The 20,074-nt window shown below is 60.2% G+C and carries 19 protein-coding genes; 5 read left to right on the plus strand and 14 right to left on the minus strand.

What is annotated here, in order from left to right; all coding sequences use genetic code 11:
* The first annotated feature begins 45 nt into the window (after positions 1-45).
* A complete protein-coding gene (locus ACOYXE_RS18830) occupies positions 46-207 on the plus strand; it encodes a hypothetical protein (protein ID WP_454565781.1) in 162 nt (53 codons plus the stop codon).
* Between the two features lie 7 nt (positions 208-214).
* Here ACOYXE_RS18830 and ACOYXE_RS18835 read toward each other — a convergent pair whose 3' ends face one another.
* The 4 genes from ACOYXE_RS18835 to ACOYXE_RS18850 all read right to left on the minus strand — a co-directional run bounded on the left by ACOYXE_RS18835 (position 215) and on the right by ACOYXE_RS18850 (position 3,580).
* Complete coding sequence (locus ACOYXE_RS18835) at positions 215-832, minus strand: Fic/DOC family protein (protein WP_460926419.1); 618 nt, start codon at positions 830-832, stop codon at positions 215-217.
* Positions 833-972: 140 nt separating this feature from the next.
* A complete protein-coding gene (locus ACOYXE_RS18840) occupies positions 973-1,866 on the minus strand; it encodes an NAD-dependent epimerase/dehydratase family protein (RefSeq protein ID WP_160055623.1) in 894 nt (297 codons plus the stop codon).
* Between the two features lie 103 nt (positions 1,867-1,969).
* On the minus strand, positions 1,970-2,881 hold the full coding sequence (locus ACOYXE_RS18845; protein ID WP_160055621.1) for a LysR family transcriptional regulator: 912 nt from the start codon (positions 2,879-2,881) through the stop codon (positions 1,970-1,972).
* 108 nt (positions 2,882-2,989) lie between these two features.
* Entirely contained in the window at positions 2,990-3,580 is a 591-nt protein-coding gene (locus ACOYXE_RS18850; protein ID WP_160055619.1) for an NADPH:quinone oxidoreductase MdaB, read from the minus strand.
* Positions 3,581-3,764: 184 nt separating this feature from the next.
* On the opposite strand from ACOYXE_RS18850, the gene ACOYXE_RS18855 reads away from it, so the two are divergent.
* On the plus strand, positions 3,765-4,079 hold the full coding sequence (locus tag ACOYXE_RS18855; RefSeq protein ID WP_160055617.1) for a putative quinol monooxygenase: 315 nt from the start codon (positions 3,765-3,767) through the stop codon (positions 4,077-4,079).
* Here the strand turns inward: ACOYXE_RS18855 and ACOYXE_RS18860 are convergent.
* Positions 4,069-4,833: a sulfite exporter TauE/SafE family protein gene (locus ACOYXE_RS18860; RefSeq protein ID WP_160055615.1), complete on the minus strand. Its 765-nt coding sequence runs from the start codon at positions 4,831-4,833 to the stop codon at positions 4,069-4,071. The two genes, ACOYXE_RS18855 and ACOYXE_RS18860, sit on opposite strands and share 11 nt — an antisense overlap.
* 213 nt (positions 4,834-5,046) lie before the next feature.
* Here ACOYXE_RS18860 and ACOYXE_RS18865 point away from each other — a divergent pair, with 213 nt between their 5' ends.
* The 3 genes from ACOYXE_RS18865 to ACOYXE_RS18875 all read left to right on the plus strand — a co-directional run bounded on the left by ACOYXE_RS18865 (position 5,047) and on the right by ACOYXE_RS18875 (position 7,169).
* The gene (locus tag ACOYXE_RS18865) at positions 5,047-5,928 is read left to right on the plus strand and encodes a LysR substrate-binding domain-containing protein (protein ID WP_160055613.1); all 882 of its coding nucleotides are present in this window, start codon (positions 5,047-5,049) and stop codon (positions 5,926-5,928) included.
* 55 nt (positions 5,929-5,983) lie between these two features.
* Positions 5,984-6,559: an NAD(P)H-dependent oxidoreductase gene (locus tag ACOYXE_RS18870; protein ID WP_034154374.1), complete on the plus strand. Its 576-nt coding sequence runs from the start codon at positions 5,984-5,986 to the stop codon at positions 6,557-6,559.
* 199 nt (positions 6,560-6,758) lie between these two features.
* Positions 6,759-7,169 (plus strand): MerR family transcriptional regulator, encoded by a 411-nt coding sequence (locus ACOYXE_RS18875; protein ID WP_100846316.1) that lies wholly within the window; start codon positions 6,759-6,761, stop codon positions 7,167-7,169.
* 69 nt (positions 7,170-7,238) lie between these two features.
* Here ACOYXE_RS18875 and ACOYXE_RS18880 read toward each other — a convergent pair whose 3' ends face one another.
* The 9 genes from ACOYXE_RS18880 to ACOYXE_RS18920 are packed head-to-tail and all read right to left on the minus strand — an operon-like array spanning position 7,239 to position 20,073.
* Positions 7,239-9,854 (minus strand): efflux RND transporter permease subunit, encoded by a 2,616-nt coding sequence (locus tag ACOYXE_RS18880; RefSeq protein ID WP_160055611.1) that lies wholly within the window; start codon positions 9,852-9,854, stop codon positions 7,239-7,241.
* A gap of 33 nt (positions 9,855-9,887) precedes the next feature.
* The gene (locus ACOYXE_RS18885; protein ID WP_160055609.1) at positions 9,888-10,724 is read right to left on the minus strand and encodes an outer membrane lipoprotein-sorting protein; all 837 of its coding nucleotides are present in this window, start codon (positions 10,722-10,724) and stop codon (positions 9,888-9,890) included.
* Between the two features lie 59 nt (positions 10,725-10,783).
* Positions 10,784-12,082 (minus strand): DUF1302 family protein, encoded by a 1,299-nt coding sequence (locus tag ACOYXE_RS18890; RefSeq protein WP_460926420.1) that lies wholly within the window; start codon positions 12,080-12,082, stop codon positions 10,784-10,786.
* Between the two features lie 2 nt (positions 12,083-12,084).
* On the minus strand, positions 12,085-12,849 hold the full coding sequence (locus ACOYXE_RS18895) for an SDR family NAD(P)-dependent oxidoreductase (RefSeq protein ID WP_460926421.1): 765 nt from the start codon (positions 12,847-12,849) through the stop codon (positions 12,085-12,087).
* Complete coding sequence (locus ACOYXE_RS18900) at positions 12,846-13,583, minus strand: 3-oxoacyl-ACP reductase family protein (protein ID WP_150749631.1); 738 nt, start codon at positions 13,581-13,583, stop codon at positions 12,846-12,848. The genes ACOYXE_RS18895 and ACOYXE_RS18900 overlap by 4 nt, the downstream gene beginning before the upstream one ends.
* Positions 13,584-13,592: 9 nt before the next feature.
* Positions 13,593-16,463, minus strand: coding sequence for an aminotransferase class III-fold pyridoxal phosphate-dependent enzyme (locus ACOYXE_RS18905; protein ID WP_460926422.1), 2,871 nt, complete (start codon positions 16,461-16,463; stop codon positions 13,593-13,595).
* Between the two features lie 54 nt (positions 16,464-16,517).
* Positions 16,518-17,726 (minus strand): beta-ketoacyl synthase N-terminal-like domain-containing protein, encoded by a 1,209-nt coding sequence (locus ACOYXE_RS18910; protein WP_460926423.1) that lies wholly within the window; start codon positions 17,724-17,726, stop codon positions 16,518-16,520.
* Positions 17,723-19,018, minus strand: coding sequence for a beta-ketoacyl-[acyl-carrier-protein] synthase family protein (locus ACOYXE_RS18915; protein WP_160055599.1), 1,296 nt, complete (start codon positions 19,016-19,018; stop codon positions 17,723-17,725). The genes ACOYXE_RS18910 and ACOYXE_RS18915 overlap by 4 nt, the downstream gene beginning before the upstream one ends.
* A complete protein-coding gene (locus ACOYXE_RS18920) occupies positions 19,015-20,073 on the minus strand; it encodes a beta-ketoacyl-[acyl-carrier-protein] synthase family protein (RefSeq protein WP_160055597.1) in 1,059 nt (352 codons plus the stop codon). Before ACOYXE_RS18920 ends, ACOYXE_RS18915 begins: the two co-directional genes overlap by 4 nt.
* Position 20,074: the final 1 nt, after the last annotated feature.

Raw genomic sequence — 20,074 nt, forward strand, 5'->3', positions numbered from 1 at the left:
AGCCAAGCGCTATACTCGCCTGACAACCTCCGCGGAGTCCCTGCCATGAGCCCCACGCCTCGCACCAAAAAAAAACTGACAACCGAAACGTTGATCCGCGCAGTTGCCAGTTCGACAGCCATCGAGACAGGTCAAAGCGTCGAGACCATTGAGCGCAAACTCAAACTCAGGTCCAGTAAGTTCCTGCACTTGTCCCTGGCCAAGTAGTCCCGCCTCAAGTCCATAATGCTTGTCGGACCCAATACTCCATGGGTTCGTAGTTGCAGTTCAGCCCTTGGTTGATGGCTGCAAAATAAGCCTCTTTGTTTCGCTCCCAACTGCTGTAGTCCAGCGGCACGTAGCCCGCCTGCACGGCCATGACATCCGCCAGTAATCGCGACAAGCGTCCGTTACCTTCGCGAAAGGGATGAATAAGGATGAACTCGACGTGCGTTACAGCAATGGCGCGAATCAGGTTCTCGTCCAGATCGGGCCGGCATGGCGTGTATTTGGCAAGACAGTCCCTTTCAAATACGTCGAGCAACCGAGGAATCTGCGGCGCAGCGGCGAAGAAAAATCCATCCTTGCCCAAATTTACCGCACGGACATCGCCCGCCCATGGATAGATGTTCCCGAGCCAGTGTCGATGCCAATCCTTCAGATCCTGAACAGTGAGTGACCGATCAGGCAAATGCTCGATGAGTACAGATTGGTAGAGCTTTTCCAACAAAACCAGCTCTGCATCATCCATGTCTTCGGGTTCGATAATTCCCAGTTTATTGCTCAGCACTTGATCCTTAGAGCCAGGCTGAAAGCGGCTCTGTGCACCTTCTGCGTCATAACGGTTAATCATCCTTGTACCTGCTGAACTGGCAATGTTCAGAGCACCATAGGTCTGGCGTGACACAAGCGCAAAGCCCGAAACGAAAACGGCTGCCCAATGGCAGCCGTTCTAAAGGGTGATAACAAAGCCCGGCGGGGCTCAAACAGCAATCACACCATTTCGTTACGAATCCATTCAACCACCGACGTGCGCTTCGGTGCCCAGCCCAGCAGTTCGCGGGCGTGTTTGCCGCGCACTCGGCTGTTGGAGCCGAGGCCGTAGTTGGCCATTTCGTAGCCCCACTCGGCTTCAGCGTCTTTCAACGGCCAGTCTTGCGGTTGGCCCAGGTTCAGCGCTTCAGCCATGGCGGTGGTCATGTCGATGAACGACGCTTCGCCGCTTTCGACGAAGTAGAAAGTACCCGGTACGTTTTTGGTCAGCGCCAGCAGATACAGGGCAACGACGTCTTCGATATGCACGTTGGACCAGATGTTCTGGCCAGTGCCGACGTGGCGCACTACCCCGCTTTTGCGTGCTTGTTTGAGCAGTCGCGGCAATTGCACACTGTCGCGGTTGACGCCCAGGCTGTGGCCATAGATCAGCGTGTTGCAGATCACTGCCGAATTCACGCCGTCCTTCGCCGCCGCGAGGATCAGGTTGTCGATGGCCACGCGGGCGGCCTTGTCGACGGTCGGCTCCGGCAGGTTGTCCTCGTAGTAGATGACGTCGCTGGATTTACCGCCCGAGGCATCACCGACGATGCTCGAACCGCTGGTGTGCAGGAACACTTTGTTGGAACCGCGCAAGGCATCGAGCAACGCTTCAACTGCACCGCGATGGTCGCTGCTGGCGGCGTTGATCACCGCGTCGGCAGCGCGGGCCTGTTCGGCGAGCAGTGTTTTGTCGTCGAGAGTGCCGATGACCGGGATGATCCCGATGGCTTTCAGCTCTTCAGCCTGTTCGGCGCTGCGCACCAAACCGGTGACTTTATGACCGGCCTGAGCCAGACCGGTAGCAATCGAGCCGCCGATAAATCCGGCAGCGCCGGTGACAAATACGTTCATGGAGAAACTCCCTGCGTGAGTAAGTGATGAGACGAGTATCGGCCCGTGAGCCGCAGGGAAAAACCCGCCGCCGCCCAATTCACTCTTGCGCAGAGGTCACGAATCAGCCCTTAAAGTCGGCGCTGGCGTAAGCGGCGAGTTTGCTCTGGATAAAGTCGAGGAAGCACTGAATGCGCAGCGCCAGTTGCGAGTTACGGTAGTACACGGCGTTGATCGGCTGGCGATAACCGCTGTTGAATTCGCCGAGCAGGACTTTCAGGCGCCCGGCACGGATGTCATCGATGGTCATGAAGTGCGACAGACAGGCGATGCCCTGCCCTTCCAGCGCCAGGTGGCGCACGGTCTCGCCGCTGGAGGCGCTGATCGCCGGGGTGATTGGCCAGCGGTCGCCGTGCACATAGCGCAGCGGCCATTGGTTGAGGCCTTCGTTCTGGGTGAAGCCGAGCAAGTTGTGTTCGCTCAGATCGGCGACTTGCTGCGGCGCGCCATGTTTTTCCAGGTAGGCAGGGCTGGCGACGATCAGCAGCGGACTGCAACCGAGCGAGCGCGCGTGCAGCGTCGAGTCAGCCAGGGTGCCGATACGGATGGCGATGTCGGTGCTTTGTTCCAGCAGGTCAATGATCAGGTCATTGCTGTTGAGTTCGAGCTGGATGTCCGGATAGAGGCGGCGGAATTCGTCGATGTACGGGACGACCGCGTGGAGCATGAACGGTGACGCGGCATTAATGCGCAAGCGCCCGGACGGGGTTTGCTGACGTGAAGACAGACGCTCTTCGAGTTGCTCCATCTGATCGAGAATCAGCTTGGCCTGCTCGAAGAAATACTTGCCCTCTTCGGTCAGGTCCATGCGCCGCGTGGTGCGATTGATCAGCGTGGTGTCGAGCTTGGCTTCCAGCCGCGACAACGTGCGGCTGACCGCCGACGGCGTTTGCCCGACCTGCTCAGCGGCGGCAGAAATCGAACCGCATTCGATTACGCAGACGAAAATCTGCAACTCATCGGATCTGGCTTTCACGGGTGTCCTCTTTGAGATCGCCAAGATCGCAGATGACTGCAGCTCCCTGTAGGAGCTGCCGCAGGCTGCGATCTTTTGCTGTTACCACCGATAGTAGCCCGAAACCATTCAGGCCTTGAGACCAAACACCTCGGTCAGATGCCGCTCGTAACGCGCCACATCAGCCTCGATATTCGGCCGCTTCATCACGTCCACACAAAGGAACGTCGGCAACCCGGTCATGCCCAGAAACTCGTTGGCCTTGTGAAACGGGAAGTACACCGCGTCGACGCCTTTGGCTTCGAAGAAATCAGTCGGATCATCGAAGGCCTGCTGCGGTGCGTTCCAGGTCAGCGACAGCATGTACTGCTTGCCCTGAATCAGGCCACCGCTGCCGTACTTCTGCGATGCATCGGAACGGGTGCGGCCGTCGCTGGCGTAGAGGCTGCCGTGGCCTTCGGTAAAAACTTCGTCGAGGTACTTTTTCACCGTCCATGGCGCGCCCATCCACCAGCCCGGCATCTGATAAATGATCACGTCGGCCCAGAGGAATTTGGCCACTTCTTCGGCGACGTCGTAGCCCTCGTCGATGAAGGTGGTTTTCACATCGAAGCCGCCGCGATCCAGCACGCTCAACGCGGCTTCATGCAGGGTGGCGTTGTAGCGACCGTCAGAGTGGGCGAATTTTTTACCGCCATTGAGCAACAGCACTTTTTTCATGAGAAAGCCTCGGTGCAGCCATTGGGCTGGATGGAGAAGGGAAACTGGAATGGCGGCAGATTAACGATCCGCCTCGCGCGGAATAAGCCGTGGTTGCGCAAAATACATTTGATCAAAAGGCACGAATCTAAAGCAGATTGTTGCAATAACATCCGCGGCGTTCTGAATTTGAGGAGTCGTTGTGATGAGTGAACGCTTGGGGTTTATCCTGCACGCCAAGACCAGCCCGGAACAAGCCGAGGCTTTCGAAGCGCTGTTTCGCGCCTATGTCGAGCCGAGTCGCGCTGAGCCGGGTTGTATCGAGTACCACATGCTGCGCGACAAGGAAGATCCGACGCTGTTTATCTTCTACGAGATCTGGGCATCGCAAGCGCACCTGGATGTGCACTCGAACCTGCCGCACATGAAGGCATTCTTTGAGCGGCGCATGGATTATCTGGAACGTGATTTCGATATCCGCCAGATCGAAATGCTCAGCGAAGCCTCGGCTAACCGCTGATCAACAAGTGGGCGCCGAGCGCGCCCATACCGACAAAGAACACCCGTTTGAACAACACGGCGCTGATCCGTTCGCGCAGCCATTGGCCCAGCAACATACCGAGAATGGCCGGGATCAGCGCCAGCAGCGAAGCACTCAGTTCGCCGCCACCGAGGGCGCCACGCCAGAGCAATCCTGCGGCCAATGCCAGCGTCGAAACGGTGAATGACAGGCCCAGTGCCTGCACCAGTTGATCGCGATTCAAGCCCAGCGCTTGCAGGTACGGCACCGCCGGAATCACGAAGACGCCGGTGGCCGAGGTGATGACACCGGTGATCAAACCGCACGCCGGACCCAGCCAGCCTTCATGGCGGGGATTGACGCTCAGCGTTGGCAGAAACAAACCGCTCAACGCATAAAGCAACAGCGCCGCGCCCAACCCGCGCACCACCCAATGCCCGCCTGCCATGCCGATCGACAACGTGCCGATTCCGGTGCCGAGGAAGATCATCAGCAGCATTGGCCAGAGGCGTTTAACCAGTCCTTTCAAGTGCCCGCCGAATGCCAGTTGCCAGACATTGGTCAGGGTTGCCGGGATGATCAGCAACGCGGCTGCCTGCGACGGCGCCATAGCCAGACCGAGCAAGCCCATGGCGACGGTGGGCAGGCCGAGGCCGATCACGCCTTTGATCATGCCGGCGAGGATGAAGGTCGCGATAACCAACAAAGACAGGGCCAGACCGAGGTGTTGGTAGAAATCTGTGAGTGTGTGCATGGCGCTACTTTGCGCCAGTCGGGGTTGGCTGAAAATCTGCCATATACTGAGGGTGCCTCCGCCCTAACAAGAGGCTGATATATTTTTGAGGCTTCTGGCCTCATCGCGAGCAGGCTCACTCCTACAGGTTTTGCGTTCGCCACAGATCCCATGTAGGAGTGAGCCTGCTCGCGATGAGGCCAGCCCAGACACCAGAACTTTCAGAGGCTGCCCATGCACTTCGACCTCACCGACCTGCGCCTCTATCTGCACATCCTCGACACCGGCAACATCACCGCCGGCGCTGCCCGCAGCCATTTATCCCTGGCCGCCGCCAGCGCCAGAATCCGCGCAATGGAAGCCTCGCTCGGCATCGATTTCCTCGAACGCGGCCGTCGTGGCGTCACCCCGACGCCGGCCGGTAAAGCGTTGGCCCAGCACGCGCGCATCCTCCTGCAACAGGCCGAACGCCTGCAGCAGGATCTGGCCGACTATGCCCAAGGCGTCAAAGGTCAGGTGCGTTTGCTGTGCAACACCACGGCGATCACCGAATACCTGCCGGAAGTGCTCGCGGACTTCCTGCGCGATCATCCCAATCTCGACATCGACTTGCAGGAGTTGCCCAGCGCGCGCATCACCCATGCCTTGCGCCAAGGCGCGGCGGACCTCGGGATCGTCTCCGATGCGGTCGACACCCACGGCCTGCAGACCCGGCCTTTTCGCGACGATCCATTGGTGCTGATCCTGCCCCCTGAGCATGTTTTGGCGAGTCAGGCGTCGCTGACGTTTGGTGAAACCCTGGCGCACGACTATGTAGCGCTAGGCAATCACAGCGCGCTGGCGATTCACTTGGAGGAACAAGCGCTGCACATCGGCCAGCGCATGTCGATCCGGATCCGTGCCGATGGCTTCGAGGGCGTCATGCGCATGGTGGCGCGAGGTGCGGGGCTGGCCATCGTGCCCAAGGTGGCCATCGAGCGCTGGGCGGCGGTGCACTCGATAACGTGCCGGCCGCTGGACGAAGTCTGGGCCCATCGCACTCTGCAACTGTGCGCGCGGGACTTCGACCACCTGCCCGGTTACGCCCGGGCCTTGTTTGATGCGCTGGTGCCTTGACTCTACCGCTAGGGGCAGACTCTATCCTGTGCGCTTCATTTCAGGAGTACACACAATGAGCAAACGAATGCTCGTGATACTGGGTCACCCCTCCACCGACAGCTTTTGCGGGGCATTGAGTGAGACTTACGTTCAGGCCGCCAAGGACGCCGGGCATGAGGTGCGGCTGTTGCGTCTGGATGCGCTGGAGTTCGACCCGGTCCTGCACGAAGGCTACAACAAGGTGCAGCCACTGGAGCCCGATCTGCTGCAAGCCCAGGCCGATATCACCTGGGCCGAGCACCTGACATTCGTCTATCCGATCTGGTGGGGCGGGATTCCGGCGCTGTTGAAAGGCTTCGTCGACCGGATTTTCCTGCCGGGTTTCGCCTTCAAATACCGCGAAGGCAAAGCCTTCCCCGACAAGCTGCTCAAGGGCCGCACCGCGCATTTGCTGGTGACCATGGATACGCCGTACTGGTACTACAAATGGATCTATGGGATGCCGGGGCTGAATCAGATGCGCAAGACCACCCTGGAATTTTGCGGCATCAAGCCACTGAAGACGCTGACCTTCGGGCCAATCCTTGGCTCCAAGCCAAACCAGCGCGATGCGTGGCTGGAAAAGGCGCGCGTGACCGCCGCCGTCTAAGGTTTTCCAGCCGCCTCAACTGACGGCGCACCCGCCGCCGTCAGTGCCTCTTCGGGTTCCCTTCATGAGCCCGTCCGTCGCCTGTGTACGTCATTTACGCGCAGTTGCAATTTTCCGATGGTATTGGACATATAATCGCCGCCGATCCGGCATGACGCCTGATCGCGCTACGCTATGTTTGATCATCGAGACGGACCTTATGTATATCGGCAAAGCCGCCCAGCTGTCGGGCACCACAGTCAAAAGCATTCGCCATTACGAAGAAATCGGCCTGTTGCCCGAGCCCAAGCGTGAAGGCAAATACCGCATCTACAGCCAGCAAAGTGTCGAAGTGTTGACGTTCATCAAGTGCGCCCAGCAATTGGGCTTCAAGCTCAAAGAGCTGCAGGTGATCCTCAACAACTACCGCGGCGACGAATTCCCGTGGGACATGGCGCAACGAGCCATCGCCGAAAAAAAAGCCGAACTGGTAACCCAGATCGGCGATTTGCAGCAGTTGCACGACGGCCTCGAAGCGTTCGAAAACAACCTCAACGATGCGCGACAGGAATGTCAGTTCGAGCGCATTGCCCGTTATGGCGAAAAAAACCCGGGCACTACCCTGAACTGAAAGCCCTGCTGCGCCGCATGACCGGGCTCGCCTGTCGTCTCAGGGCAGGCGTGCCCGGTCGTTGGCGAATCAGCCCGGTACCGCCTCCCCTTCTGTGCGCAGTGCTTGAACCGGCGCATGCACCGGCACAATCGCCGCAAAGAACCACGGCGATACCAGCGTCACCAGGACAATGGTCATGACCCCGCTGGAAAACAGCGCCATCGCCACCAGTGCGCCGAGATCGACAATCGGCTTGAAGTCGGAAAACAGCAATGCCATGAAGCCTACGGAGAAGATCACCACGTTGATCACCGTCGAGCGGCCGACGCTGTGCATCGCCTGCAAAATAGCCGCGTCGATCTCAATGCCCTGCTGCACCAGCAACTTGATCCGCGACAGCAGGTGCACCGCGTAATCGACCACCCCGACCACGAGGAACGTCACCAGCGTCGTGCCGATGTTCAGCTCAATGCCGAACAGGAACATGAAGCCATAGACCGTCACCGACGTGGTCAGCAAGGTCAGCATGCCGAGCACACCGAGGCGCACCGATTTGAGCCAGTACATCATCATCAGCGTGACGACCAGCAAGGCCAGGGAAAAACTCAGCACCTGGCCTTGAGTGATTTCCTGCAACACCCCGGTCCAGATCAACGGCGTGCCCGCGTGGGTCACCTCCAGGTTGGCCGGTTTGTTGACCAGCAACCAGGCATCGAGGCGGTCGAGCATGCCCTGATAGTCGCTGGCGACCGACGAGGTCATGGTGTACAGGGTCAAGGCCTTGGAGAAATCGGCGTTGAGCACGTTGTTCAGGTCCGAACCGCCACCGTTTTCGAACAGCATCACGTGTTGCTCGATCAGCGAATTGCCCGGCACTTCAAACTGCTCGACCTGCCCGTCGTCATTGACCGACGAGACCTTCTCAACGGCATTCGGCACCCGCAGATACTCCGGGTTCATGTCGTTGAGCACCAGGTTCATGCGCTTGACGTAAGTGGCCAGCGAGTAGCCGTAACTGACGTTCGGTTGCTGTTTGATGAAGTGGTCGAGCTTGTCGATGAACTGCACCACTTCGGTGGTCAGCACGCCGCGTGGTTCTTTGCTGTCGATCGCGATCCAGCCCGGCGCCGTGCCCGCTACTTTGGCGTGGTTGATGAACTGATCGGACACGCGGATGTGGCTTTCCGGCTTGAAGTAAGCGATGCCGGAGTCTTCGATATCGACGCGGAAGGTGAACACGGTGGCCAGCGCCAACAGCGGCAGAATGACCATCAGGATCGGTTTGCGAAAGCGGATCATCCAGGCACAGAACGCCACCAGATACCGCGAGATGATCGAGTCCTGGTGCACCACTGCCTTGGCCTGCTGCGGCTGATCCTTGCCCCAGATGGAAATCCACGCCGGAATCAGCAACAGCGAAATGATCAGCGCCGCGGTCAGGCCGATCGACATGAACACACCGAAATTACGGATGCTGACAATGTTGTTGGTGGTGGAAATCATGAACGTGGCGATGGTCGTCACGGTCGTCAACACCACCGGCACCACCATCAAGCGCTGGGTTTCGCGGTTGGCCTCGCGATTGCTCTTGCCAGCGTTTTTCTGCTCGTAATATTCAGCCATCACGTGGATCGCATCCGAGCAGCAGATGGTGAACAGGAACACCGGCAGCACACTGGTCAACAGGTCAAACGGCACCCGCAAAAGCGCCATCAGGCCCAAGGTCCAGATGGTGCAGAACAGAATATTGAACAGCGGCAGCAGCACGCCCAGCGGTTTGCGGAAGAAGAAGATCAGCAGCAAGGTAATCAACAGAAACACGATCGGAAACAGCACGGCCAGGTCGTGATCGATGATCTCCTGTTGCGCGGCGATGAAGATCGGCATGCCGGCAATGAAGATTTCGTCCTTGTACTCCGGGTGCTCGGCCTGATATTGCGCGACGATGCCGCGCACGATCTGATAAGCCCGCAGTTGCGCCTGAGCGTCGTCCTGCTTGGTGCCGAGCTCAGCCACCAGCATCGCGACCTTTTTGTCCTTGGACACCACCCCGTCGACCATCAACTCGTTGCCCATGATCTGCGACTCGACCAGCGCCGGGTCCATGTCATAGGCATTCAGGGTTTTGTGGATCAACAGCTCGCCGTCGTCGGTCAGGACGATGTTTTCCAGGTCGCCCATCGAGGCCATTTCGCGGATCGGGTTGATCCGCTCGGCGAGAAAGGTCAGGAACAGCTGATCATGGGAATCCCAGTTTTGACTCTGGGCATGATCACGCAAGGCCTTGGCGTTGGCGTAATCGTTCTGCGAAAAACCACCCTCGAGAATGTCCCGGGTCAACAACTGCGCACGGCTGTCGTCCGGGTGCCGGGCGACGATTTGCGCCAACTGATCCTTGTCGGCATCGTTGGCCAGAATCATCTTGCGCACCGACTGCGACATCGAAAACAGCGCGTTGAGCGTGTTTTTGTTGAACACCGTTTGCGGGTTGTTCAGCGCCACCATGACCGAGTCGAACGTGCCGGTGAATTCACCCTGCAAATCGATGATGGTCTTGCGCGCCGGGTGGCTTTCCTTGAGCAGATAAGGGTTGGTGTCGGACACCAGCGCGCCCAGCGTATAAGTGAAATACGCGGTAATCGCCACCAGCAGGAAAACAATCGCCCGCGCATAGCGCTCAACGAAATTCAGATATCTTTCCATGATCATGCGTTTCCAGGTCGTCGGGGTCGGCGCTTAGCGGGCAGACACGGCAAATTCCGGCAGGTCACCGGTTTTCAGCCCGCGCTTGATGGCGGTCTGGGTGAACAGGCGATCTTCCAGCGAGACGTTGTACTGCAACTGGTTGAAGCGCATTTCCGAACGCGTGCCGTCGATGAAGTGCTCGGTTTCGCTGAGCACAATGCTGTCGATCGAGTCGATGGTCGCGACTTTCTGCGTGCGCATCTGCTTGATCAGCACACCTTTGACGTCGAAGAAATCCTGACGCATGACCAGGAAATTCTGCTTGTCGATCCACACCTTCAGCTTGTTGTAACCGGTCTTCGCCAGCACTTCGGGGGACGCCGGTTCGCGCTCGATCACGTAGCAGTCGCGGCCCTTGATCTGTTCTTCGCCGACGAGTTTCTGCGAGTAGTCCTTGACGCGGATCTTGTCCAGATCGGCGTACGAGTACTCACTGCCCATGAACGAGCCACGCTTGTCGGTGGTGGAGATGCGGCGGGTCTGACGGCTGACTGGCAGGTACATCCACTGGCTGTCTTCCAGGCCGAGGGGTTCGTGCGGGTTTTCGATGTGGAAGGCCACGTCACGCACGTCAGTCGGCGCGGAAAAGTACATGCTGAATTTGTCGCTGTCCGGGTAATCCTTTTGCAGGTAGGTGAACTCGCGAACGCGGGTATTGCCTTTCTTGTCATGCAGGATCAGCGAAACCTGGGACATGAAGCTGTTCCCGTCATTGCGATCGCGCACCTGACGGATGATCTCATCGGCATTGCCGGCCTCGGCGGCACTGGCGCAGGCGCTGCCGAGGATCAGTGCGGCGGCTGTCAGACTTTTCAAAAACGGCAACATAACAACTTCCTTTTCGTTGGATGAATGCACCTGCGCGCGAGAGCGGCAGGCGTGATGGGTCAGAACAGATAACCGGCCGACAGCCGCACTTGATCGCGCTTGCTGTACTCGCCGAAAGTCTTCTCGGGCTTGCCGAAGAACACATCCACTTCCAGCCCGAGCTTGATGTAGTCGACCGGTTTGTAGGTGAAGATGCCTTGCAGCAAGGCGTCGTCCTGAAACGGCGGTGATCCAGCGACCACCAGACGACTCTTGAGGCGGTCCTGCCAATGGGTGCCTTCGGCCGACAGGGTGAACAGCGGTTCGTATTTGTCCTGCAACATGCCGTCCTGCCAGTCGAGTAACACCTGCTCCTGCCACTGCGCGGAGATCAGCCAGTCGCGCAACAGGTAGTCGACACCCAGCAGCGACTTGACCATCGGCGTACTGTCGGCACCGTAGGCGCGGGTCGGATTGGTCACGCGCCAGTTGTCGAAATACGCCACCTCGCTGCGCACCACGATGCTGTGCCCGGCGTCGATCGCCAGCCCGGCACCGCCCATGGTGTAACGGGGAAATTGCCGCTCCAGCCGCGTGCGACCGTCATCGGCGAGGCCTTCGACGGCGTACACCGGGTCTTGCTGACGGGCGCTCAAGGCAACAAAACTGGTGTCCACCGCGCCGATCCGGCCGTTGGCGCTCAGGCCATAGGAATAGCCTTTGTCGCCGTCATAGCCGGGCTTGGAGTCGAGCAGGAAATACTGCGGGTCCGGCGTAGCAAACAGTGGCGCGGCAAATTCACTGCCCTCAACCGGCGCCCGGTTTTTCACAAAGTCAGTGATCCACAACGCCTCCAGTTCCCACTCGCCCACCGGTTGCGCAAAACGCACCATGGGCACGGCGATGCGGCTGTCTTCGAGCAGCGGCGTCAGACCATCGCGATAGTCCAGCGGGTTGATCTGATCGAGCACGCGCAATTCATCCGCGCGACCCCAGACCACCTGCTGCCAGCCCACCGTCACTTCGCCGTCACCCAACGAATGGCCGACGTAGAGGTGCCGCCAATCGGCGTCGAAACGGTACTTGTCCCGCGCCCGCTCGCTGTACGGATTGTTGCCGTCATAGCGCGCGTCATAACGCACGCGGCCCTTGGCCTTGTAGTAACCGCCCTCCCAGTTGTCTTCCAGGTTGGCCTTGAAATACACGGCTTTTTGCGTGACCTGATCGTCGCCATGCAGACGCATGGCCGTGGCCACGCCGACTTCACCGTCGGCGTAATCGGGCTTGAGATCATCGACAGTAAATTCGGCCATCGCGGCGGGCGCAGCCATGCACGCCCACACCGCACCCACGATGTGACTGTTGTGAAATCGAGGCATCGCTACATTCCCAACCCGACACCGCCATCGATCACCAGACTCTGCGCGGTCACCCCGCCAGCCTCGGCGCTGGCGAGGTAACGCACCATCGCCGCCACTTCTTCGCTCTGGATGAAACGGCGCATCGGCAGTTTCTTCTTCGCGTTGCGCACGATCTGTTCCTGGGTCAGCCCGGCAATCGCCGCTTGCGTCGCCAGTTCACCCTGCAACATCGGCGTATCGATCCAAGCAGGCAGAATCGCGTTGACGGTGATCTGCCGCGAAGCGAGATCCAGCGCCAGCGCCTTGGTCATGCCAACGATGCCGTGCTTGGAGGCGCAGTACGCGGTGTTGCGCACCTTGCCGGCACGGCCGAGGATCGACGACATATTGATGATCCGCCCACGGTCGGGCATCAGCGCCAGACACAACGAGGTCACGTAGAACGTGCCATTGAGGTTGACCGAAATCACCTTGTGCCAGTTGTGCAGATCCTCCGGTTCGTTCTCGTTGCAGATACCTGCACTGTTGACCAGCACATCGACGTATTCGACTTGCGAACCAAGGGTTTTGAACAACGCCTCCATGGCCGGCAGGTCGGCAATGTTTGCTGCATGGGTTTCGACTCGCGCCTTGATCTGCTCCTGCTGCTCGTCGACCCAGCGCTGCAGTTCGGCCAGATCGAGATCCAGCAGAATCAGCCGATTGCCAGCCTCGGCGGCAAAATTCTCGGCGACTGCACGGCCGATGCCTTTCGCCGCACCGGTGATCAGAATGGTCCGGCTCATGGCATTTTCAACCCGCCGTTAACCGACAGGACCTCCCCGGTCAGGTACAAACCGCGATCGGCGAGGTACAGCACCGCTTCGGCAATTTCTTCCGGTTCCGCGTAGCGCTTGATCAGCAGACGCGACTGAATTTCCTCCTCCTGACTGCCGATCAGCGCCGTACTCATCTCGGTCTTGACGATGCCCGGTGCGACCGCGTTGACGCGAATGTTGCGCGGCGCCAGCTCCACCGCCAAGGCACGGGTCAACGATTCGACCCCGCCCTTGGCGGCCGCATAGTTGCTCTGCCCTTTACCGGGCTTCTGCGCCGCCACCGAACTGATGTTGACGATGCAACCGCTGCGCTGGCGCAACATGCCCGGCACCACCTGCTGGCAGCACAGCATCGTGCCGATCAGGTTGGTCTGGATCACCTCGACCAGGTCGCGCGCCGACATCGTCGCGAGCAAACCATCGCGGGTGATGCCGGCGTTGTTGACCAACAGATCGATACGCTGAAAATGCTGATCGACCCGCTCAAAAAACGCCTTGATGCTGTCGCCGCTGCTGACATCGCACTGCAACGCCAGGCAATCGATCCCCGACGCCTGAACCTCATCGCGCAAGGTCATTGCCGCGACTTCATCGCGCACGTAACTGAACGCGATCTGATAACCCGCCCCGGCCAGAGCCAGGACAATCGCCCGACCGATGCCACGACTGCCACCGGTCACCACTGCTACTTTATTCGGCATGACCGTTCCTTAGAGCGAGTTGTCGGTTTTGAACTGCGCGAGGCTGAAGCCATGAGTCGCCGCCAGTGCACGAATCTGCTGCACTTGCTCGCGGCTGATGTCGCCGTAGGAGTAATGCTGTTTCATCCCGGACAGGCCCATCAGCACCGACTCGGCCATGCACGCGTACAACTGACCTTGCTTGAGATAGGCGCGAACGTTTTTCACCAGGCCATCGCCCAGCGGCGTCTGTACGATGCCACCGTGCATGTAGAGCACGTCGGAGCGTTGGCTAGCGAGGTTCTGGTCAACGTTCAGCGGCACGGCGATGTCGCAGATCACGCTGTTTTCGGCGAAGTGCTCGGCACCGAGAAACGGCTGCGGTGCGTTCGCCGCACAGAGCACGATGCGTGCCTGTTTCAGCACATCAAGATCGTTGCTGACGGTGATGAAGGCGTTCGCGCCCAAGCGTTCTTCGACCAGTTTCGCTACGCGCAGCCCCAGATCGGCACTGCTGCCGTGGGCCTGCAAGAGTCCATCGATTCCATCAATTTGCTGCAGGCGACGGGCGAGGCGATCGTGTTCGGCGACACCCTTGAGAATCGCGCGGGCGGCTTCGGCGTAAATCTGTTGCGCGGTTTTTTCCAGACGACGCAGGGAACCGTCGCGGCCGCTACCGATGAGGATCAGGTGCTCGACACTGGTCGACAGCAGCGAGGCGTAGGTCGAGGCAATATTGCCGGCGGCACCGACCACTGCAGCGGTCTGCTCGCCCAGCTCAAGGCCTTGCTGCTTGCAGCCCTGTTCGATGGCTTCCAGGCCCATGCCGATGGTCAGCGCATTGCCGGAAGTCAGCGCCATGTCGGGGATCTGCAGCGCTTGGCAGTTGTTGGTGACGATCGAGGTGTACATGCCCAGCCCGGCGACAGTGTAGCCATCTGCGCGGGCATCCTTGATGCGGTTGCCAACTTCTTCGCGGATGGTTTGCAGATCGCCGCTGGCGATGTACGCCGCCATGGCATCGGAATCCATGCACAGCGGGTACAGGGTGAATTCCACGGCGGTGCCGAGTTTCGAGCGAATCTGTACCGGGCCGATTGGCGCGGCACGGCGCTCGGGGGCCATGCGTTTGATGAACTCGCGTTTCTGTTCAGCGCTCAGGGTCGACAGTGAAGGATCGACGTCGCTGAGCATGTCCGAATCAATCAGATGGTTGATGAACGCGACGCGCGCCACCACGCGCACGTTCTCGTCAGACTTTGGGCGGGTTTCAGTCTCCTTGAAGCTGACCTCGCGCGCTGGCACGTCAGCGATGCTGTCGGCGCACACACCGGCCGCCAGCGGGAAGGCATCACGGCGGCGCAGCGTGTCGCAGACTTTCTGCAGGGAGCCGATCAAGCCATCGATTTCTTCGAAGGTGATGCACACCGGCGGTTCCAGACGGATCACATTGGCGTTGCTGCCCGACGGCGCCACGCGCAGGGATTCGAATTGCAGCAGGTAGCCGGCAATGATGTAGCCCAACGCATCGTTGTACTGCGCCGAAGCCTGAACCAGTGAGCTGGTGCCGGTCAGATCGTGCAGTTCGAAGCCCAGCAGCAAGCCGCGCCCACGCACGTCGGCGATCACGTCCGGGTAGGCCGCTTTGAGTTCCAGCAGCGAAGCCTTGAGGTATTCGCCCTTCTTGTTCACGTCCTTGAGCATCGCGCTGTCGTTCTCGAACAGACGGCGCAGGGCCGACAGGGCGATATGGCAGGACGCGTCATCTTCGGCAAAGGTCGAACTGTGGATGTAGCTGAAATCGTTTTCGTAGTGGCTGGCGCGGATCACCGTCGCGGCGATTTTCATCAGGCCACCGCCCAAGGCTTTCGACAGGCAGTAGTAATCACCCTGCAAGTTGAAATGGCTGGCGCCGAGCAAGGTGCCGGTGCGGCCGAAACCCGATTGCACTTCATCGATGATCAGCGGGCATTGCTGCTCGTTGCACAGACGCCGCAGGCCCAGATAAAACTCATTGGCGAACTCGTTGATGCCGCCCTCGCCCTGAATCGGCTCGAGCAATACCGCCGTGATCGCGCTGAACGCCTCACGGCGCACGTGCAGGGTTTCGCCGCTCCATTCCAGGCTCAGCCAGTGACGAATATGACGGGCCGGCAGCTCCTGCAATTGCTGTGGCTGTTGCGGGTCGATGAACTCGACGTTGAGGCCGAAACGGGCGAACGGTTTGCGGTATTGCTTGCCATAGGTCAACTGAACGGTGTTCACCAGTTTGCCGTGGAAGCTGCCGCGCACAGCGAGGAACACCGGCTCGACATGCAGTTGCGCCAGGTTGTGCTGACGCACCGCTTCGGCCACTTGGCGCACGGTGACGCAGGACAGATTCTGCGGTAGCAGACCGGCGGGCAAATCGAGATCGTCGATGTCCAGTTCGACGTAAGCCTTGTCGCTGGCAACCAGACTGGCGAGGGCGAAATCACGCTCGTCGAATTGCTTCTGCAGGTTTTTCTGACGACGGTATTCGGCGTGCTTGACGGCGATTTCCACCGACTCGGCGCCACTGTTGGAGAAGGTCGAGATGTAGCGTTCGCTGTTGTTCAGTTCACGATTGAACGCTTCACTGAGTTCACGCCCCAACTGCCCCGCCGCACCGCGCACCGACATCTGCGCGTTGAACGGCACATCGGCACGCAGCAGGTCGACGAGTTGATCGACAAATTGCGGATCGTTGTGGCCATACAGCGCGGCGCCGTAACCGCCGAGGAAGTCAGTGACGGTCACCTCTTCGCCCTGGCGGTCGCGGTAAAACAGTTTGCTGCCCAGCGCTCTGTGGAATTGGCATTCGAGGCCCAGGGCCTGCATCAATTCTACGAATTTCGGCCGTACGTAATCGCGGTAATCCATGACAGTTCTATCCCTTAAGTAAAAAATCAGCTGCGTTTCGTTGCGTGCCGACGGTCAGTCGGCCGCGTGAAATTCGAGTTGGTAACCGGCACTGAAACCGTTGTCGTCGCGGTTGATCACCAGGCAATCGTGCAGCACGGCATCGCGCGGCCCACCGATCACAAACGGCAGATGCGCATCCAGCGGTTGCTGCAGACCGCTGACCGGCGGGATGCTTTGCGCCTGCAACGCCTGCCGGGCAAAGATCAGGTCAACCAGACTCGGTGCACCACTCAGAATGCCGGTCAGCGGTGTGCTGCTGGTGATGTGCGCCGCGCCGGTTCGCGCCAGCGTGCGGGCCAGATCGGCATCCTTGTGCGGATCGCCCGTGGCGCTGCTGATCAGCAGATCCACCTGTTTGTCCGGCAGGTTCAGCGAATCCAGACGCGGGTGTGCGAACAGAGCGGTCAGACAGGTTTGCGGCCCGGCCGGCAGATCATCGGCGCGGCGCAACACCAGTGCCGCCGCACCTTCGCCGGCAATACCACCACTGCCCTGGCGATCGAAGGCGCGCAGGCTTTGCGAAGCATCGGTGCTGATTACGCCAGCCTCGGCCAGTGCGGCCAGCGCCAGCGGATCCAGTTCACTGCCGGCGCCAACCACAATCGCCGCATCCACTCGACCGCTTTGCAGCGCGGCGCAGGCTTCGCGTAGCGCCGCCAGATTGCCGGCCACGCCTTGCATGTAGGCGTTGCATTCGCACTCAAGCTTCAAGGCCAGACTGACGACGCCGAGCAAACCGTTGCTGAGGCTTTTGAGGACTAGAAACGGATCGAGCGCGCGCTCCTGCAACACGCGTTTGGCCAGACGCTGCATGTCGGCACCGGTCTCGGTCTGACACTCGTGCAACAGTTCGCCGTAAGACGCGAGCGACGGATGGGTGTAACCGCCCTGGCAGCAATAGAGACCAAAACGCACGTTGTCGCGGCCCGGTTCAAGCCCGGCCTCGGCCAGCGCCTGGCGCACCGCACTGACGCCCCAGATCACCGCCGGCGGGCAGTAACGCTGGAGGTTTTGCGCAATGTCCTGACGGCTACGTTGATGATCTCGATCAGCGATGTGTCCGAATGCAGTGACCCGCTCGCTGTGGAACAACGACGAGTTCAGGGGCGAGATCGCGCTACGCCCTTCGCGGGCCGCCGAGCAGAAACCCTCAACGCCCCAGCCGGTGGGCAACACACAACCGCTGCCGGTGATGGCGATACGTGCAGAGGCATTGCTCATTGTCCGTGCTCCCGATATTTGCCAAGGGCCAGCGAGGTGTTGAGGCCGCCAAAACCGAAGGAATTGCTCAGTGCGTAATCCACTCGACGACTGACGGCCTGACCGGCGCAGTAATCCAGATCACACTGTTCGTCGGCGTCGTGCAGGTTCACCGTGGGTGTGACCAGATCGTTCAGGCAGGCCAATGCGGTGACGATGCATTCGGGTGCGCCGGCCGCTGCGATCAGGTGACCGAACTGTGATTTGTTGGCGCTGACAGCCAAGGCTTGATAATGCTTGTGTTCGGCGAACACACTTTTGATCGCGAGGGTTTCAGCAACGTCGTTGAGCGGTGTCGAGGTGCCGTGGGCGTTGATCAGATCGATCTGCTGCGGGCGTAGCCCGGCGTCGTCGAGCGCGGCCTGCATCGCCAGTGCCGCGCCACGTCCCTCGGGTTGCGGTGCAGTGACTTTATAAGCGTCCAGGCTGCTGCCGAAACCGAGCACTTCGGCATAGGGTGTCGCGCCACGAGCCAAGGCATGTTCGAGGCTTTCCAGCACGACGAAACCACCGCCCTCGCCGGCAATCAGACCGCTGCGATCACGATCGAACGGGCGACACAGATCCGCGCCCCAGCGCTGCTCGCCGGACGCAGCACCGAGTAGATACAACGCAGCCATGGTGTCGAGATTGAGCACCGAGTCGGCGCCCCCCGCCAGCGCTACGCTGACTTCGCCGCGACGAATCATCTGAAAGGCATTGCCAATGGCTTGCGAAGCGCCGGCACAGGCACTGCTGATGTTGATCACCGGCCCTTCACAGCCCAGGTCGTCGGCGATTACCCGCGCCAGACGATCGTTGCTCTGACGCAGCGAGCCGTCGGCATTCACTTGCCCGGCCCGCGGCATCAGGTATGACCAGCTCGGGGTGCCGCCATTCGGGGCTTCGCTCAGCAGCATGTCGGCGAGCATATGCTGCGGTGCTCCCGAGGCACACAGCACCGCCGCGCCACGCAACTGTTCTGGCTGCAAGCCGCTGTCACCGACGGCCTGCGTGGCAGCCACCCAGCCAAACCGGCTGCGCTTTTCCAGCGGCATCGTCCAGGCCGGATGGCTTTGCAGTTTTTCCGGCAACAGGCGCATGTCGACAGGCGCGGCATAACGCACCGCGAACGACGCCTCTTGCAAGTCGTCCGGCTGCCATGGCCGCACGCAATGTTCGGCGCCGAGCATTTTTTCCCAGAGGGTCTGCCATTCGAAACCGAAACCGGTGACGGCGCCCATGCCGGTGATCACAATCCGTGTCGCACTCATGCGTGCTTCTCCATGGTTTCACTGGCCAACAGCAATGCGCCCCAGTGACCGGCGCGAGTGTGGCTGACAAGCAACGTGTAGCCCGGCGTCGCCGCGACTTCACGACTGAGGTGCAAGGTCAGTGCGATCTCTGTCAGCAAACCGCTGGCGCCCAGTTCACCGGTCATGGCGCGAGTGCTGCGAATCTCGCGCGGGAAAGCTTCGAGCAACTTCATCACTTGCCCGTCAGCGCAATTGCCGACGATATGCTCGACGTCGCCGACCCGCAGTTTCTCGACGCTCAGGACCTGGTCGATGACGCGCCGCCCCACCGCCACAGACCGCTGTGGATCGGTGCTGTAACCACGGGCAAACCCGGCAATGCGCACGACGTGTGCCGCACCCGGCGGTGGTGTCGACGCCAGCAACAGCGCGGCGGCGCCCTCACCGAAAATCGCTTCGCTCGTCTGATCGGGCTCGCGCAGGTACAGGGCCGGGGTCAGGTTCGGGCTGCTGCTGACCACCAACGCGGCGTCGGCATGTCGCTCGCCAATCTGCTGGCAAGCTTCGATCAGCGCATCCAGCCCGGCGTTGTCCTGGGAACAAAATCCGCCCATCGGCCCGTGACAATTGAGCGCTTCAGCCACATACGCCATCACGCTGCTGTTGAGCAGGGTCAGCGCATGCAGGGGCGGTGTGTTGGCCAACAATTGGCTGAGTTGTTTGTGCGGCTGTTCGATGATCGCCTGCACCGCATCCCAGCAAGGACTCGGCGCATCGACTTCGGGAATGGCCGCTGTCAGGGCAATGCGTGGCGCGGGCAATTGCAGCGCCGCCAGTGCTGGCGCCAACCGTGCGGCGCAATGCAACAGGCGCAAGCCCTGCGGTTCGACGCTGCGCTGGATCTTGCGATCAAACAGGTCACTGGCCAGTCGCGGTGTCGGCAATGCAAATGCCTGACGCTGAGCATCAAATGCCAGCGGTTGCGCCGCGCAGGGCGTGCCGAGCAAGTCAGCGCATTCACTGCCCGCCACATTCAGCACCGCAGCAGCATTGAGATAGATAGCTCGGTTCATG

This window comes from Pseudomonas sp. MC6, assembly GCF_054790575.1.